This window comes from Vibrio sp. R78045, from assembly GCF_042466085.1.
Lineage (GTDB): Bacteria > Pseudomonadota > Gammaproteobacteria > Enterobacterales > Vibrionaceae > Vibrio > Vibrio cyclitrophicus.
Map to the genome: position 1 here is coordinate 1,168,387 of NZ_JAXHBS010000008.1, position 15,596 is coordinate 1,183,982.

Consider the following 15,596-nt stretch of genomic DNA (forward strand, 5'->3'; position numbering starts at 1 on the left):
TTAGTCGCTGGCCATTGCACTGGCTATATCCCAACACAAACGTGCCGCCAACCGAGCTGTTTGGCCATCGATGTCGTAGTCCGGGTTGTATTCCGCAATGTCCGCGATAATGAGTTTTTCACTGTGTTTGAAAATCTGTTCTAGAAAAGGAGCGAGTGCTTCATAGCTCACGCCTCTTGCCGCTGGTGCACTTACGCCCGGTGCAGTCGCAGCGGGGAACACATCAAGATCAATAGTGAGATAGAGGTAATCACACTCAGTGATGAATTTTTGCAACTTAATGAGTTGAGCGACTTGGTTAACTTGGGTCATGTTGCGGTCGTGTTCATACCAAACGCCCAGTTGGTCAGCTTTATTAAACAGCGCTTTGGTATTACTAGCGGCACTCACGCCAAGGCAAGCGTATTGGAATGGCCATTGATGTTTGTGGCAGTAATCGCTGATTTGATTAAAAGGCGTACCTGAACTGGGTTTAACATCTGCAATGTCGCTTTCAAATTCACGAAGATCAAAGTGAGCATCAAAGTTAACGATGCCGATCTTAGGTTTCTGTTCTGGCTGATCTTTATCAAGACGTTCTGCTTTATCTAGGTTTTCCACTTTATGTAAATGTTCAGCGAGGCCTTGGAACGATGCCCAAGCAACTTCGTGACCACCGCCAAGGGTAATCACTTTGTTGGTTGCTAAAGCATTGGCAATCACAGAAGCACACTGTTTTTGACTGACTTCAAGTTGGCCATCATTGCACTCGATATCACCAAGGTCTGCGATGTGAGCGTCACTGTGCCAAGCCATATTGGCCAACGCTTGGCGAATCAGGTTGGGGGCTTGTTTCGCGCCTACGCGTCCTTTGTTTCTTGCAACGCCTGCATCGCTGGCAAAGCCGACCAAAGCGATAGCGCCATCAGTAAGCTCGTTACTTAAATCACTACTTTGCACTTGTTTAGTAATGTGATGTACGCGTGTGCCGAGTGCGCCATCTTCAAGGTCATTGCGTCCCGTCCACACAAAGTTATGTACGGTTTCTGCGTTCTTTTGAATGCTGTTGGACTTAGATTGAGTCATGACACACCTCGCCATTAACAATACGTTTATGCAGATGAGGAACACCGACTTGATAGCTTAGATCTGCAGGGTGCTCGATATTCCAGATAGCCAAATCAGCGGCATAACCAACTTCGATTTTGCCTTTGATTTGTGAGTCGCCAATGGCTGCCGCAGCGTTACAAGTTACACCGCGTAGCGCTTCTTCAGGCGTTGTGCCAAATAGGGTGCAGCTCATGTTCATCATCAGTGTTAAATCAGCAAAGGGAGAAGTGCCGGGGTTTAAGTCGGTCGCGATCGCCATTGGAATGTTGTGTTCGCGAAGCAGGGCGACTGGCGGCTGTTGAGTCTCTTTAAGGAAATAGAAAGCACCGGGAAGTAAAGTGGCAACTGTGCCTGATTTCGCCAGTGCTTTGACTCCGATTTCATCAAGGTATTCAACATGGTCAACAGAGAGTGCGCTGTATTTTGCTGCAAGCGCACTGCCACCCATATTCGAAAGTTGTTCAGTGTGGCCTTTAATCGCGAGCCCGTGTTCTTGGGCTGCTGCAAATACACGTTCGGTTTGTTCTAGATTGAAGCCGATAGATTCGCAGAACACGTCAACTGCATCGGCGAGTCCTTGCTCTGCAGCTTTAGGAATGATCTCTTGGCAAACCAGATCGATATAGCTGTCCGGTTTCTCTTTATATTCTGGTGGAATAGCATGGGCAGCAAGGAGAGTGGTCGTGATCTTAATACGGCGATGATTCTCTAACGCTTTGGCTGCACGCAGCATTTTGAGCTCATCTTCAAGTGTTAAACCATAGCCAGATTTTACTTCGATGCTGGTTACGCCACTTCTTAGCAGACCATCAAGTCTCGGCAAGGCCATTTCAACCAGTTCGGATTCTTGCGCTGCGCGTGTTGCAGTGACTGTCGCTAGAATGCCACCGCCTTGCTTGGCGATGTCGGTGTAAGACACACCATTCAAACGCTGCTCAAACTCGTTGGCGCGATTACCCGCAAATACGAGATGAGTATGGCAATCAATTAACCCAGGTGTTACTAGCTTGTTTTTGCAGTCATAGGTGGCGTAATCCAAAGAACCATCAACACTTACTTGTTCTAATTCAGAAGCAAGTGCGCTTTTGTTTGAACAAGATATGGACACGATCTTACCGTCTTCGATAACGATATCTTGAGGGGAAGAAGGCTGATAACCATCGGCTCCCGAACTCATGGAGACCACTCGTGCGTTTTTGAGGATCAAATTCATAATCACCTAGATCTTTGCTAAATATTAAATGTATATACAAATAAATAGGCTAAACGCTGACCCGAATCAAGTTGATGTTGCAAAAATGTGATCGGCGATCAGGATGATGTTCTTTAATCTAGAAGTATCTTGGAGCTTAATTTGTACTTAGAGCCAGGATGGTAGAGCAATGCAAAGCTGATTAGGCGCTCTTTGCTCCATGTTCTTCTATTCAAAAGAAGGCAAGGCTCTGATTCAGATAGCTTAAGTGACGTTCTGATTTGTAAGTCTGGAATAATGGCTTCAACTGTGTGCTCGATAGCACTTAACGGGCAGCTTTTTGAAAGGTATTCATTGGGTGTCGAGGTTGAAAAGTCTTGCTCTAGATATTTTGGAGTGGCTTGAGAGTTCACCCAGCGCGCTTCCAATTGAATCGGTGTGTTGTCAGCAAAGTGAATGATTTCACTATAGAATACTTCGGCATTGATCATCACACCTAGCCGTGTGGCGGTGCTTTCATCAGCCTTGATGCTCTTGTGCTTGATAACTTGACTAGCATACGTTTGGCCTCGATCTTTGATCTCTTGCGCGATGTTGTTGATATCAAGTAGGGGAGACTGCGCTTTTTCATCTGGTTCACAAACAAAAGTACCTAGCCTTGGTTTCCTAATGAGCTTGCCTTCAGACACCAGATCTCGAATGGCTTTATTGACCGTCATTCGACTCACATTGAACTGCTCTGTGAGTTCGAGTTCTGTGGTTATCTGGTAACCCACTGGCCAGTGACCACTGGTGATATTGTCGTCTATGAACTGTTTTATCTGAAGGTAGAGCGGCGCTTTCGACATAATGAAACCTTATTTGACTATACAAATAGAGTAACGGAATTTTTCACGATTTCAACATTTCCTCGGGCAATGTGACGTTATTCAACATAGATGGGGCAAATTGCTTGATTCTGTGAGGTAAGTGTCGCAAATTGTCACGCAATAACTATTCGTAAATCAGATAATTAGAAAGGGAAATAATATGTTTAAGAAATTAAAGGCTTCGTTGGGCATCGGTGCAGCAAAAGTTGATACCGTCTTAGATAATATTGAAGTTTTCCAAGGTGGAGAGTTGTCTGGCAATGTTCACATTGTTGGCGGCGACGTTGAGCAACAAATTGACCTGATCAACTTGGTTCTCAACACAGAAGTTAAAGTAGAAACAGAAGACAGCACCAGCTACGAAACCTTTTCATTGGGTCGTATTCAAGCCGTAGAACCTTTCGTTATCCAACCGGGCGAAACCAAACTGGTTCCATTCCGTCTTAAGTTAAATGACGAAACGCCAGTCACCGCCTTGAACGCACAAATGAACCAATGCCATGTGTGGGTAGAAACTAACCTAGATATTGGCTTCGCGATTGACCCTAAAGACCGTGACTTTATCTCCGTATACCCACTGCCAACAGTTGCTAAAATCATCCAAGGTGTTGAGGCATCGGGCATGGCCATGGTGAAAGCAGACGTAGAGAAGGGTTTCTTAAAAGGCAACAGCTTTGCTTCTCGTTCGGGCTGTTATCAAGAGATTGAATTTCGCAGTGGCGGTTTCATGAACAAAAAAGAGATCGAGCTGTCATTCATCGTTGAAGGTTCAATGGTTCACTGCCTAGCAGAAATCGACCGCTCAATGAGCTTCCGTGGCGACCAATACATTTCATTCAGCTTACCAGCAAACGCGGCTGACTCAGATATCCGCAACGCTGTATCAAGAATCATGAGTGCGTAGTTCCCTTTCTGTTAGTAGTCGCTTTTTTCTATTAATAGAGACAACATAGACTCCCTAAGCCGAACCCAAACGTTCGGCTTTTTTGATTTTACTCTGTCGACCTGAAACGTGTTTACCACTGATGACGATAGGCCAATTGGAAGGCAACATCGGTTGAGTTGTCCATGTTGAAGATGTTCTCGATAATGGATATCTCGATAGCTGAACGTTGCATGAGATAACGATAGCCAAGCATCATTTCATTCGCGGCTTCTGAAAACTCTGTGTCGCCATCTTCTGCACCTTCATACCATCGATACTCTAGGTGTAATTCATGGTTTTCAAATAACGTAAGCTGATAGCCTCCCATCCATGACCATGTCGTTTTCTTATGTGAAAAGCTATTTTCCACCTCTCGACTGGACTGATTCGCCACCCCCAAGCTTGTATAGAAGGTATTGATGCCTAGCTGGTATGCATAGTTGAATTGAGCGCTTTGCTCGTTGCTGCTTCCTTCGAAGGCGCCGTGGCTGACATTGTTGTGATACAGAGATACGCCAAAAGACAAGCCGTGGTTTTCTATATTTATGATCTGATATTGAGTGTAGAGCGTGAAAGCACTTGTCAGAGTGTCGCCAGAGAAGTCGCTAATATTGATGCCGTGATCTGGCGCGTAAACATCAAATTGGTGTCTGTCCTTACGATCTCGGCCAGCTTGGTCGATGCTAAATAGATCGTGATAGTTGATGGTGATTTTATCGAGATGATTATTGGCAGCATATAGCCAACGGTAATTGAGCTCGACTTGCCATGCAGTCGTTAGTTGCCATTTCAATCCTGTTTGAAGTTGGTTCTGGTAATAGTCTAAATGATAGTCGTGGGAATTGGCCCATACACTGGCCGCGGTTAAGGCGCCAAATACTTCAATTTTATTCTCTTCGAGTGGGAAGCCTGAGCGAAGTGTTGGGGTATGACGCATTGATTGTAATGGTGCTTGAGTATAGCTGATTAAGGGGCCGTAATTTTTGTTGGCCGATGTCGCGGGAGCATACATAACTGCGGCTACTATTAACGATAAAGTTGGTATGAACGATATAAAAGTAGTCTGTGTTCCCATATGCATTTCATCCGCATTCCATTGCTTCTATATAGCTTAGTTCTAAATACCGAATTCGTGGGGTCTAAGTCGGAATACATAAGGTGCAATAAATAAGACGAAACAACAAATTAGGGCAGCTCGATTTTAAAGGTGGCTTGAAGGAGAGGGGAAGCCGCTGGTTAGCACGATGAGATCTCATGTATTGGGCCTATGGGAGAGTCGAGAGGCTCTCTCTGTCATTGTCATTTCATATAATTTCGTTACAATGTTCGGCTACTCACAAATGGGGCATCTGTATTTGCTTCTATGTGGGTATCTTTATTATGCATATATCTCCGATCAACATACTTGTTGGTTGAAAAACATATATTAAACATTTTCATGTGTTGCTTGGTGTGCAACACCACTGTAAAGGACAAATAATGCCAATTATTACTCTTCCTGACGGTAGTCAGCGTCAATTTGACAACCCTGTATCAACTCTAGATGTTGCCCTATCAATCGGTCCTGGCCTTGCGAAAGCAACCATTGCTGGTCGTGTAGACGGCGAGCGTGTTGATGCTTGTGATCTTATCGAAAACGATGCAAGCCTAGAAATCATCACTGCTAAAGATGAAGTTGATGGCCTTGAGATCGTTCGTCACTCTTGTGCTCACCTTTTAGGTCACGCGATTAAGCAGCTTTTTCCAGAAGCGAAAATGGCGATCGGTCCTACCATCGATAACGGTTTCTACTACGATATCGACCTTGAGCACTCTCTAACGCAAGAAGATCTAGAAAAGATTGAAAAGCGCATGAAAGAGCTAGCGAAGACCAAATATCAGGTTGTTAAGAAGAAAGTTAGCTGGCAGGAAGCGCGTGACGCATTCGAAGCTCGCGGCGAGACTTACAAAATCGAAATCTTGGATGAGAATGTTTCTAAAGACGATCGTCCAGGCCTGTACCATCATGAAGAATACATCGATATGTGTCGTGGTCCACACGTTCCACATATGGGCTTCTGCCAACACTTCACGCTACTTAACGTAGCGGGTGCTTACTGGCGTGGTAACAGTGACAACAAGATGCTTCAACGTATCTACGGCACTGCATTCCACGATAAGAAAGCGCTTAAGGCTCACCTAGTGCGCCTAGAAGAAGCGGCTAAGCGTGATCACCGTAAAATCGGTAAGCACTTAGATCTATTCCACATGCAGCAAGAAGCACCAGGCATGGTGTTCTGGCATCACAACGGTTGGACTATCTTCCGTGAGCTAGAAGTATTTATTCGTCAAAAACTGACTGAGTACGATTACCAAGAAGTTAAAGGCCCATTAATGATGGACCGTGTTCTTTGGGAACGCTCTGGTCACTGGGATAAGTACGCTGAAGCGATGTTTACTACTTCTTCAGAGAACCGTGAATACGCTATCAAACCAATGAACTGTCCTGGTCACGTTCAAATCTTCAACCAAGGTTTGAAATCTTACCGTGATCTACCGCTACGTATGGCTGAGTTCGGCTCATGTCACCGTAACGAGCCGTCTGGCGCACTTCACGGCATTATGCGTGTTCGTGGCTTCACTCAAGATGATGCTCACGTATTCTGTACTGAAGACCAAGTTCAACAAGAAGTTAAAGCTTGTATTGAAATGGTTTACGATACTTACACAACTTTCGGCTTCGAAAGTATTGTTGTTAAGCTATCTACTCGTCCAGAACAGCGTGTAGGTTCAGACGAAATGTGGGACCGTGCAGAGGCTGACCTTAAGCAAGCGCTAGAGGCAATGGACATTGCATACGAGATTCAAGAAGGCGAGGGTGCGTTCTACGGACCTAAGATTGAATTTACTTTGCATGATTGTTTGGACCGCGCATGGCAATGTGGTACAGTGCAGCTCGATTTTGCATTACCAGAACGTTTAGGTGCAACTTACGTAGGTGAAGATAACGAGCGTCACACGCCAGTTATGATTCACCGCGCGATTTTAGGTTCACTAGAACGCTTCATCGGTATTCTTATTGAAGAATACGCGGGCTTCTTCCCAACGTGGTTGGCGCCAGAACAAGCAATTGTTATGGGCATTACAGACAAACAGTCTGAATATGTACAAGAAATTGCGAAAAAACTGCAAAAAAGTGGATTTAGAGTCAAAGCAGACTTGAGAAATGAGAAGATTGGCTTTAAAATCCGCGAACATACTTTGAAACGTGTACCGTTCATGCTTGTGTGTGGTGACCAAGAAATGGAAGCCGGCGAAATTGCAGTACGTACACGTAAAGGTAAGGACCTTGGCAAATTTAAAGTGGATGACTTTATTTCATACATCCAAGCCGAGGTTTCAAGCCGTAAGCTCAATCTGGAGGAATAGCTATTAAAGGCGGAAGACGTGGCCAACAACCGGCCAAACAAAACCAGCACCGTTTAAACGGTGACATTCGTGGCGTTCGTGAAGTGCGTCTAACTGGCGCAGACGGCGAAGCTGTTGGTGTAGTAACAATCGCTGAAGCGATGGAAGCTGCAAATGAAGCTGGTATGGATCTTGTAGAGATCAGCCCTAACGCCGAGCCGCCAGTTTGTCGTGTGATGGACTACGGTAAGTTCCTCTTCGAGAAGAGCAAAGCTGCGAAAGAGCAGAAGAAAAAGCAAAAGCAGGTTCAGATCAAGGAAATTAAATTCCGACCTGGAACTGATATTGGAGACTATCAGGTAAAACTACGCAACCTGACTGGTTTCCTTGAAGACGGCAACAAAGTGAAGGTAACAATTCGCTTCCGTGGCCGCGAAATGGCTCACCAAGAAATCGGTGTTGACGTTCTTAATCGTTTGAAAGTAGATACTGAAGAATTTGCAGTTGTCGAATCTTTCCCAACGAGAATTGAAGGTCGCCAGATGATCATGGTGTTGGCCCCTAAAAAGAAGTAATTAACGGCTTTGCAAGTAATTAAACCCTGCAGCCTCAGGTTGCGGGGTTTTATTCGCCCTAATTACTATGTTATTAACAACTCAACAATGCGGAGTTATTCATCATGCCTAAGATGAAAACCAACAAAGGTGCTGCTAAGCGTTTCCAGAAAACTGCTGGTGGTATTAAGTTTAAGCACGCTGGTAAACGTCACATCCTGACTAAGCGTACTACTAAGAACAAGCGTCAGCTTCGTCCGAACTCGATCCTTCCTAAATGTGAAGTTGCTCAAGTTCTACGTATGATGCCATACGCTTAATTCTTTTTAGTTTATAAATTCGTTTAGTTTAGGAGAAGCATAATGCCTCGCGTAAAACGTGGTGTACAAGCTCGTGCACGTCATAAGAAAGTTCTAAAACAAGCTAAAGGTTACTACGGAGCACGTTCACGTGTTTACCGCGTAGCTTTCCAAGCAGTTACCAAAGCTGGTCAATACGCTTACCGTGACCGTCGCAACAAGAAACGTCAATTCCGTCAACTTTGGATTGCACGTATCAACGCGGCATCTCGTCAAAATGGTCTATCTTACAGCCGTTTCATCAATGGCCTTAAGAAAGCATCTATCGAGATCGACCGTAAGATTCTTGCTGACATCGCAGTATTCGACAAAGCAGCATTTGCTGTTCTAGTTGAAAAAGCGAAAGCATCTCTATAATTTAGAGTTAGCTTAAAGGTTTAAGAAAAGGAGAACTTCGGTTCTCCTTTTTTATTGCTTCTAATTTGACTTTTAAAGACTCCCAACTCCTTCCTTCGTCAGTCTTGGGAATGACGAGATGAACTTCCGCATCTAATTTTTATTCGCTTGAACAGGCATTCTGGTATATAAACATCTACCTATTCTTTAATGTTAAGCGACCGAATAAATGAGCGCACCTACCACTATGACGTTCTTCGAACGTTTTGAAGCCGATATCCTTTCTGGCAAGAAGACAATTACTATTCGCGATGAATCTGAGCGCGACTACCAACCAGGTAGCGTTGTGGAAGTATCAACGCTAGAGCAGGGACGTGTATTCTGTAATCTTAAGATTGTTAGCGTTGAACCAATTCTGTTTGATGACTTAGGTGAGTTCCATGCTCAGCAAGAGAATATGACGCTGCAAGTACTGAAAGATGTGATTCAAGATATCTACCCAGGCATTTCTCAGCTGTACGTAGTCTCTTACGAGTTGGTAGCTTAAGCCTTGTTGGATTGGATTGACTAGCTAGGGATGGCGATTGATGAGTAATAACCAGCAGACACTGCTTCAGCTTTACTGTCGCGAACAACAAGACCAGACGTTACTGGCTAAGCATGACTTAGATAGTGATTTGAGCGAGAGTGCCGATTATTTAAAGTGGTGCGAGAGCAAAAGAAACTTTGTTGAAGAAGATGTCTTAGGGCAGACTTGGGTAAAAAGTTGTCCAGCAGGGTACATTACTGAGGTGCACTTTCATTTTGATGGTAGTTTAACGGAATATCGTTTGTTTGACCGATTTGAAACCCAAGGTCATTGGCAGTTAAGAGACGGTTTGTTACACGTCGAGATTCTGAAGGGTGAGAACCACTACCAGTTTGCTGTTGTGGCTCGCGCTGACCTTAATATTCACTCTGCGGTTGAGTATAAGAACGGTGAGTTGCATTCTTACTTGAAGCTGGTTCAAGTTGAACGCTAAACGTTTAGCGATGATTCGTTTTATGAACATATGAAAAAGCCAACAGTGATGTTGGCTTTGTTGTTTTCAATTCGACTGAGTAGTTTAAGTTATTAAGTTATTAAGTTATTAAGTTATTAAGCTTCGAAGTTCGCCAATCGAGTATAAAGCTCGTTGCCTTGATCTTGTTTTGCACATACCGTCAATAGGTCTTCAATAAAGTACTTCAGTGCACGCGCTTCAATTCGACGAATGCCTTGTTGCTGCTCTTCAGTCAGATAACCGTAGATAGTTGCCGCTCCGAAGTCACCAAAGATCATCTGACCTTGCTCGTTAACTAAAGTGTTGTGTGCGTATAGATCACCATGACAAACTTTATTGGTATGAAGGTGTTCAAACACATCAATCATCTGTTCTGTAATACTATTGATCTGAGCAATTGAAAGCTCGAAGCCTTCGTTGAACGTATCGCGAGTGCAGCTTTCAAGAGTAGGCGGCAAACCTAGGTTGTAGTAGTTGCTCGGGATAAGCTCCATCACCAATGCTAGGTAGTTCTCTTCATCAACTTGAGCGATAGACTTCACTAGATTGCTATGATGACCAGCTTGAAGGCACGCTTCGAGTTCATCGTGTGGGTAACCGTCGCTTGTTACTTCGCCTTTGAATACTTTAACCGCCACTTCTTGTGGGAAATTAAAGTCACCATTTAACCAGTTAGCATGAGAAATCACACCAGACGCACCTTGGCCCAGCACTTGATTGAGTGAGTAGCATTGCGAGCTTACGGCAGGCACGCTATCTAAGCTGCTCGGATGTTTGCAAAACGGGTTACCCGAAAACGCTAACCAAGCCAGTTTTGGTAGCTTGATAAGGAACTCTGGGAATTCAGTCAGTTGGTTTGCAGACAGACGAACCAGTTCAAGGTTTGATAGGTTTTCCATGCTTTCTGGTAAAACGCGAATCTTGTTGCCTGCCAATGCCAGTTTCTGTAGTCGCGGTCTTTCACCTAGCGAGCTAGGCAGAACCTCGATCTCATTGTCGGTCAGGATTAACCAACGTAGTTGAATCGGCAGAGACTGCTCGCTAACGATTTTGATTTGGTTGGTTTTGAAGCCAACCATTTCGAGCTTAGGAAGTGACCCCAGAACATCAGGCAGGTGCGTGAACAGGTTATTCGACGCGAAGATAATACGCAGGTTAGTCAGCTGTGATAACTCTTCTGGTAGATCTGACAGCTGATTGCCTGAAAGGTCTAGGATCTCAAGAGAATCTGCAAGCTCGATGATTTCTAAAGGAAACTCGGTGAGGCCTTCTGACAGTTGTAAGCGCTTAATACCGTTTAGTTGCCCTGATTTTAATTGTTCTAGAGTATGCAAACCTTAGCCTTATGAATAGATGTTCGAGGCGCGTAGTTTACTTGTCTCAATCAAGAAAGGCGAGCACCGGAACGATGCTCGCTTAACTAAACTAAGTGAACGAATTTACGAAGGTTAAAGTCGTATATGGTTTTGGCTGACACCGACCTCCTCAACAAAGTCGCTGTCATGACTCACCAAGATAAATGCGCCTTGGTATTCACGTAAAGCGGACGCCAATATTTGCTTTGAGTCGATGTCTAGGTGGTTGTCCGGTTCATCGAGTAATAGAAGCGGGGAGTCTTGCTTGTGGCTAACGATCAACATCGCCAGCTTCATTTTTTCACCACCACTTAAATGTGCCACTTTTCGGTATACGGAGTCTCGCCTAAACCCGATGCCAGCTAACAAGGTGCGTGCGTCACTTTCTGTCATGCCGCAGCTATGTGTCACCAGGCAATCGAACATGGTATCGTTGGTGTCCAGCAGTCCAAAGTGTTGATCCAAGTATACTGTGGTTCCTAAGCGTTTAATGTAGCCTGTATAGTTCGAGTGTTGCCCATGAATGGCCTTTAACAGCGTCGACTTTCCACACCCATTAGCACCGGTTAAAGAAGACCGTTCCCCTTGCGATAGAGAGAAACTAATTGGTGCACCAGAGCCGTAAACAAGGCGGCAGTTTTCAACGGTTAACAAAGAACTCTTTTTACTGATATTGCTCTGCTGCAGATACAAAGTTTGCGGTTTTAACCGCTCCTTCTGCCCTTTAAGCGACTGAAGTTTATGTTGGTTTTGGTCAATGAGGTTCCTTTGGTTTGTCGCCAGTGCGGCTTGGCTTTGACCTGCTTTATCTTTCATTGCATCCAATAATATCTTGGATTGACTACCTGACTTTCTTAGTCGGTTACCCTGAGACTCACGTTGTTGTGCTTTTTCCTTGTTAGTCTGAGCTTGGCGCTCGAGTCGCTTTTTCTCCGATTGATGATGCGCGATCTGCTTGTCTAGCGCTTCGCTTTGGCTAGAAATTTGTTTGTAGTAATCGTCGTAATTTCCTTTATAGAAACGTAGGCCCAAGCTGCTTAAGTGGTAGATCCCCTCCATATGTTTTAATAAGCTTCGATCATGGCTAACAATAAGTACTTTGCCTGCAAACAACTGGCATTGTTCGAGTACCCAGTTGCGACCGTCACTGTCCAAGTGGTTTGAAGGCTCATCGAGAATTAGTATCTCGTGGTTTGATGTGAATAATTGATGAAGCTGTAACAGGGCGAGTTGCCCGCCACTCAGAGAGCAACAAAGCGTGTTCAAATCACTAATTATTTTCAATGTAGCGAGAAGCTGCTTAGTACGGGCGACTAAATCCCAATCATCGCCAATGATATTGAAGTGCTGAATTTCGCAGCTACCTTGTTCTATGGCGTGTAATGCGCCTAACTTTTTGGTGATCCCCAAGAAGTCAGCGATGGTGATGTTTGTATCCAGTAGCGCTGATGGCAACTGAGAGTAAAAACCAATCGAACCTTGGCGCGAAACATTGCCTGATGTTGGCTGTATTTGCCCGAGCAGTAACGAAAGCAGTAGTGACTTCCCAGCTCCATTTCTGCCGACTAGGCCGGTGAGGCGAGTGCTCAAATTAAAGGTGATGTCTTTGAATAACCATTCACCAGTATCAAGCTGGAATGAGAGATTGTTGGCTAATATAATAGGCATGTAAATACCTCCCTTTACGTGTAAACGAGTAAAAGGGGTGAGGCGCTTTTCTGGATAGACTCCTACGTGGGATTCTATGTCTAGATCGCCAAAGACGTTACTTAAGTAGGATGACAGCAAAAGATAGAGATTATCTTGCTGAAATGTTCTCTTTATTCAAGATACTGATCTTAAAGAGGTTGGCCTTAAATCGACGGCTCTTCAATAGCTTGATTTTTCAAGAAATAGGTGACGAAGTAACGCCCACTAACCCCCGAGTGTCCAAATGATTTTTATAAAAATAAATCGGATGTCAGGATGTTAGTACTTCATTATGGCGTTATTCTCTTTTGAAATGATGGGGTGATGTTACTGAAAGAACGTACTCTGGGTCAATATGGTGACGTGATTAAAATGTATCCAAATAATTAAAGCGCCTGTGTGGCGCTTTAATTAATTTGGTGACGCTTTAATTACTTGATAGCGGAGTATCTAGAGATCAGAAGGGCTATTGTATTTGCCCACCAACGGCTCGCCAACACATATCAAAGCTATCGTTGATGTACTTCGATGTTTTCTCTGGCGGAGATTCGCTCTGCTCAATGAGCCAGTTTGCACAAATCAAAAAGTGGCTATGGATGAAGTGCCTAACAAGATCAATGTTTAATGACATCAATTCACCGTCTTCTTGTCCTTTCAAAATGATCTCGTCTAACGATGCGAACATCTGTGAAACAATGACTTCTCGAGTTTGAGTCGTTGGGTCGAAATGAACATTGGTGAAGAACTTCATCGCAACTGGATTCTCTAGTGCCCATTCAATCCCTGTTATCCACATGAACTTAAAGGCTTGGTAGCGATCTTGTTCTGCTATACCTGTGTGTGGTTGAAGGGTCGAGAACAGTTCTAGCTTCAAATCGCGAAACAATTCGTCTATCAATAGAGATTTGTTTTCGAAGTGGTGAAACAGCGTTGCTTTCGCTACACCGGCTGTTTTCGCTATTTGTCCGGTAGATGTGCCCTCTAACCCTTGTTGAGAGAAGAGAAGGAGCGCTGCATCTAAGATTTTTTGTCTTTTCGTAATCATCTATTAAGTACTTTGAACAGAAGCTTTTTAATTGGGTTGTTGTAAGGAGGGTGCATTAACTTGGTGAAGTTAATTTTTCCTCTACTTAGAACGGTTTTGGCATGGCTAAAGGTCTTGAAGCCTTCAATGCCGTGGTAGTGTCCCATGCCTGAAGGGCCAATGCCACCGAACGGCGCATCTTCTGCAGCCACGTGTACTAGAGAGTCGTTAATACAAACACCGCCAGAATGCGTGTTCGATAAGAACTGATCTTGGATCTGTTTATCATGACTCATCAGGTACAGAGCAAGTGGACGTTCTCTGGTTGTGATGTAGTTAATCGCTTCTTCAATAGAATCATAAGGCACGATAGGCAGAACAGGGCCAAACAACTCTTCTTGCATTGCGATCATATCTTCGTTCACTTCTGTTAGAAGGTGTGGCGTCATTCTGTGGTTCACATCGTCCTGTGCTTGCTCGGTTACCGTGTGAATAACCGCGCCTTTAGATTGAGCATCTGCAATTACACCCTTCAAACGATTGTATTGGCGCATATCGATCACTGAGGTTAAATCTTTGCTCTCGATACCGTCTTTATATAGCTTGTGGAAGTAACGCTTATAAGCCGTAATGAATGCATCGACTTTTTCTCGTGGTAATAGGATGTAATCGGGAGCTACACAAATCTGACCTGCGTTTAAGCTTTTTGCAAACAGGATGCGTTCAACAGCGTCAGCCACATCAAAGTCAGGGGCGATAATCGTTGGAGACTTGCCGCCTAATTCCAAAGTGACAGGCGTTAAGTTGTCGGCTGCCGCTCTCATTACGTGCTTACCCACAGAGGTCGAGCCGGTAAATAGGATATGGTCAAACGGCAGTTGGCTAAATTTAGCAGAAACGTCAGCTTCGCCTTCGATAATTGCGACCTGATCTTCATTAAAGCCTTCAGCCAGCATGGCTTTTAAAACACGGTTGGTCGCAGGAGTAAACTCAGACATCTTGAGCATCGCAGTGTTACCCGCCGCTAACGCCGTGATCAGAGGCCCTAAAGAGAGCATGACAGGAAAGTTCCAAGGCACAATGATGCCGATAACGCCAACAGGTTGATAATGCACAGTTATCTTAGCCGGTGTTAGCATCAAACCTGCTTTACGGCGCGATGGCTTTAACCATTTCTTAAGATTCTTATCACTGTAATTAATTTGGTGAAGAGAAGGGGTAATATCAGCGATCAAGCTATCGTGTTTTGCGCGATGACCATAATCTTCAGACACTGCGTTAATCAATTGCTCTTGGTTGCGTATTAGTAATGCTTTTAAGGTGGAGAGATTTTTTCTTCTCTGCTCAAGCGTAGGATTAACATTATTGCGGTAGTGATCTTTTTGTCGGTTGAAGATCTGATCCATGTCGTTAATGCTCGACGGGTTTGGTTCAAAGTCTAGATTATGGCTCATAGTATCTCCTAAATTCGAAAGCTGACCGATTGGTTGGTCAGTTAAATCTACGCGAAGATTTCGACGTTTACAAGAGATGAACGGAAAAAGCTCAATATTTGAGCGGTCACAACGTTGAAGCGAGCGGTTTTTAGTTGGAAAAACGAGGTACTAATGGGTACAGAATCATAGGGTATATGCAGTGCTGGTGATAATGGGAGCTCTGACTGAGAAGTGCTGATATTTGTCATGACCTTGACTTAACCTCACTTATTTTTCGAAAAACTTGATGTATAACTAGCATTTTTTGCACCTAAATTTTTGTGGGAAAGTGCTTGAGT

15 protein-coding genes are annotated in these 15,596 nt (G+C 44.3%); 7 read left to right on the forward strand and 8 right to left on the reverse strand.

The features are described from left to right. From hutG to hutC, 3 genes are all read right to left on the reverse strand, one after another. Nucleotides 1-1,065: a formimidoylglutamase gene (hutG, locus tag SJY39_RS07715; protein WP_010438261.1), complete on the reverse strand. Its 1,065-nt coding sequence runs from the start codon at nt 1,063-1,065 to the stop codon at nt 1-3. Continuing rightward, the gene (gene hutI, locus SJY39_RS07720) at nt 1,052-2,302 is read right to left on the reverse strand and encodes an imidazolonepropionase (RefSeq protein WP_010438264.1); all 1,251 of its coding nucleotides are present in this window, start codon (nt 2,300-2,302) and stop codon (nt 1,052-1,054) included. The genes hutG and hutI overlap by 14 nt, the downstream gene beginning before the upstream one ends. A 113-nt stretch (nt 2,303-2,415) precedes the next feature. Next, nucleotides 2,416-3,129 carry a histidine utilization repressor gene (gene hutC, locus SJY39_RS07725; RefSeq protein ID WP_010438267.1) on the reverse strand — a complete coding sequence of 238 codons (714 nt, stop codon included), beginning with the start codon at nt 3,127-3,129 and terminating at the stop codon, nt 2,416-2,418. Between the two features lie 181 nt (nt 3,130-3,310). Between hutC and SJY39_RS07730 the strand changes: the two genes are divergently transcribed. Then, nucleotides 3,311-4,054 carry a sporulation protein gene (locus SJY39_RS07730; protein ID WP_016792953.1) on the forward strand — a complete coding sequence of 248 codons (744 nt, stop codon included), beginning with the start codon at nt 3,311-3,313 and terminating at the stop codon, nt 4,052-4,054. 112 nt (nt 4,055-4,166) lie between these two features. Here SJY39_RS07730 and SJY39_RS07735 read toward each other — a convergent pair whose 3' ends face one another. Next, a complete protein-coding gene (locus SJY39_RS07735; protein WP_029189262.1) occupies nt 4,167-5,150 on the reverse strand; it encodes a DUF3187 family protein in 984 nt (327 codons plus the stop codon). A gap of 404 nt (nt 5,151-5,554) precedes the next feature. Between SJY39_RS07735 and thrS the strand changes: the two genes are divergently transcribed. The 6 genes from thrS (at nt 5,555) to SJY39_RS07765 (ending at nt 9,733) form a co-directional block, all read left to right on the forward strand. Further along, on the forward strand, nt 5,555-7,483 hold the full coding sequence (gene thrS, locus SJY39_RS07740) for a threonine--tRNA ligase (protein WP_010438276.1): 1,929 nt from the start codon (nt 5,555-5,557) through the stop codon (nt 7,481-7,483). 2 nt (nt 7,484-7,485) lie between these two features. Then, nucleotides 7,486-8,037 (forward strand): translation initiation factor IF-3, encoded by a 552-nt coding sequence (gene infC, locus SJY39_RS07745; RefSeq protein ID WP_077680304.1) that lies wholly within the window; start codon nt 7,486-7,488, stop codon nt 8,035-8,037. Nucleotides 8,038-8,141: 104 nt separating this feature from the next. Beyond that, entirely contained in the window at nt 8,142-8,336 is a 195-nt protein-coding gene (gene rpmI / locus SJY39_RS07750; RefSeq protein ID WP_004738430.1) for a 50S ribosomal protein L35, read from the forward strand. 42 nt (nt 8,337-8,378) lie between these two features. Further along, nucleotides 8,379-8,732, forward strand: coding sequence for a 50S ribosomal protein L20 (gene rplT / locus SJY39_RS07755; RefSeq protein WP_004733517.1), 354 nt, complete (start codon nt 8,379-8,381; stop codon nt 8,730-8,732). Between the two features lie 208 nt (nt 8,733-8,940). Continuing rightward, the gene (gene yqfB, locus SJY39_RS07760) at nt 8,941-9,258 is read left to right on the forward strand and encodes a N(4)-acetylcytidine aminohydrolase (protein WP_016787141.1); all 318 of its coding nucleotides are present in this window, start codon (nt 8,941-8,943) and stop codon (nt 9,256-9,258) included. A 40-nt stretch (nt 9,259-9,298) separates the two neighbouring features. Next, the gene (locus SJY39_RS07765; protein WP_010438294.1) at nt 9,299-9,733 is read left to right on the forward strand and encodes a hypothetical protein; all 435 of its coding nucleotides are present in this window, start codon (nt 9,299-9,301) and stop codon (nt 9,731-9,733) included. Between the two features lie 116 nt (nt 9,734-9,849). On the opposite strand, the gene SJY39_RS07770 is transcribed toward SJY39_RS07765, so the two are convergent. From SJY39_RS07770 to SJY39_RS07785, 4 genes are all read right to left on the reverse strand, one after another. Further along, on the reverse strand, nt 9,850-11,088 hold the full coding sequence (locus tag SJY39_RS07770; RefSeq protein WP_010438297.1) for a leucine-rich repeat-containing protein kinase family protein: 1,239 nt from the start codon (nt 11,086-11,088) through the stop codon (nt 9,850-9,852). 114 nt (nt 11,089-11,202) lie between these two features. Then, entirely contained in the window at nt 11,203-12,777 is a 1,575-nt protein-coding gene (locus SJY39_RS07775) for an ATP-binding cassette domain-containing protein (protein WP_010438299.1), read from the reverse strand. 487 nt (nt 12,778-13,264) lie between these two features. Then, nucleotides 13,265-13,843, reverse strand: coding sequence for a TetR/AcrR family transcriptional regulator (locus SJY39_RS07780; RefSeq protein WP_010438304.1), 579 nt, complete (start codon nt 13,841-13,843; stop codon nt 13,265-13,267). Beyond that, on the reverse strand, nt 13,840-15,276 hold the full coding sequence (locus tag SJY39_RS07785) for a coniferyl aldehyde dehydrogenase (protein WP_010438305.1): 1,437 nt from the start codon (nt 15,274-15,276) through the stop codon (nt 13,840-13,842). The genes SJY39_RS07780 and SJY39_RS07785 overlap by 4 nt, the downstream gene beginning before the upstream one ends. Nucleotides 15,277-15,596 lie beyond the last annotated feature (320 nt).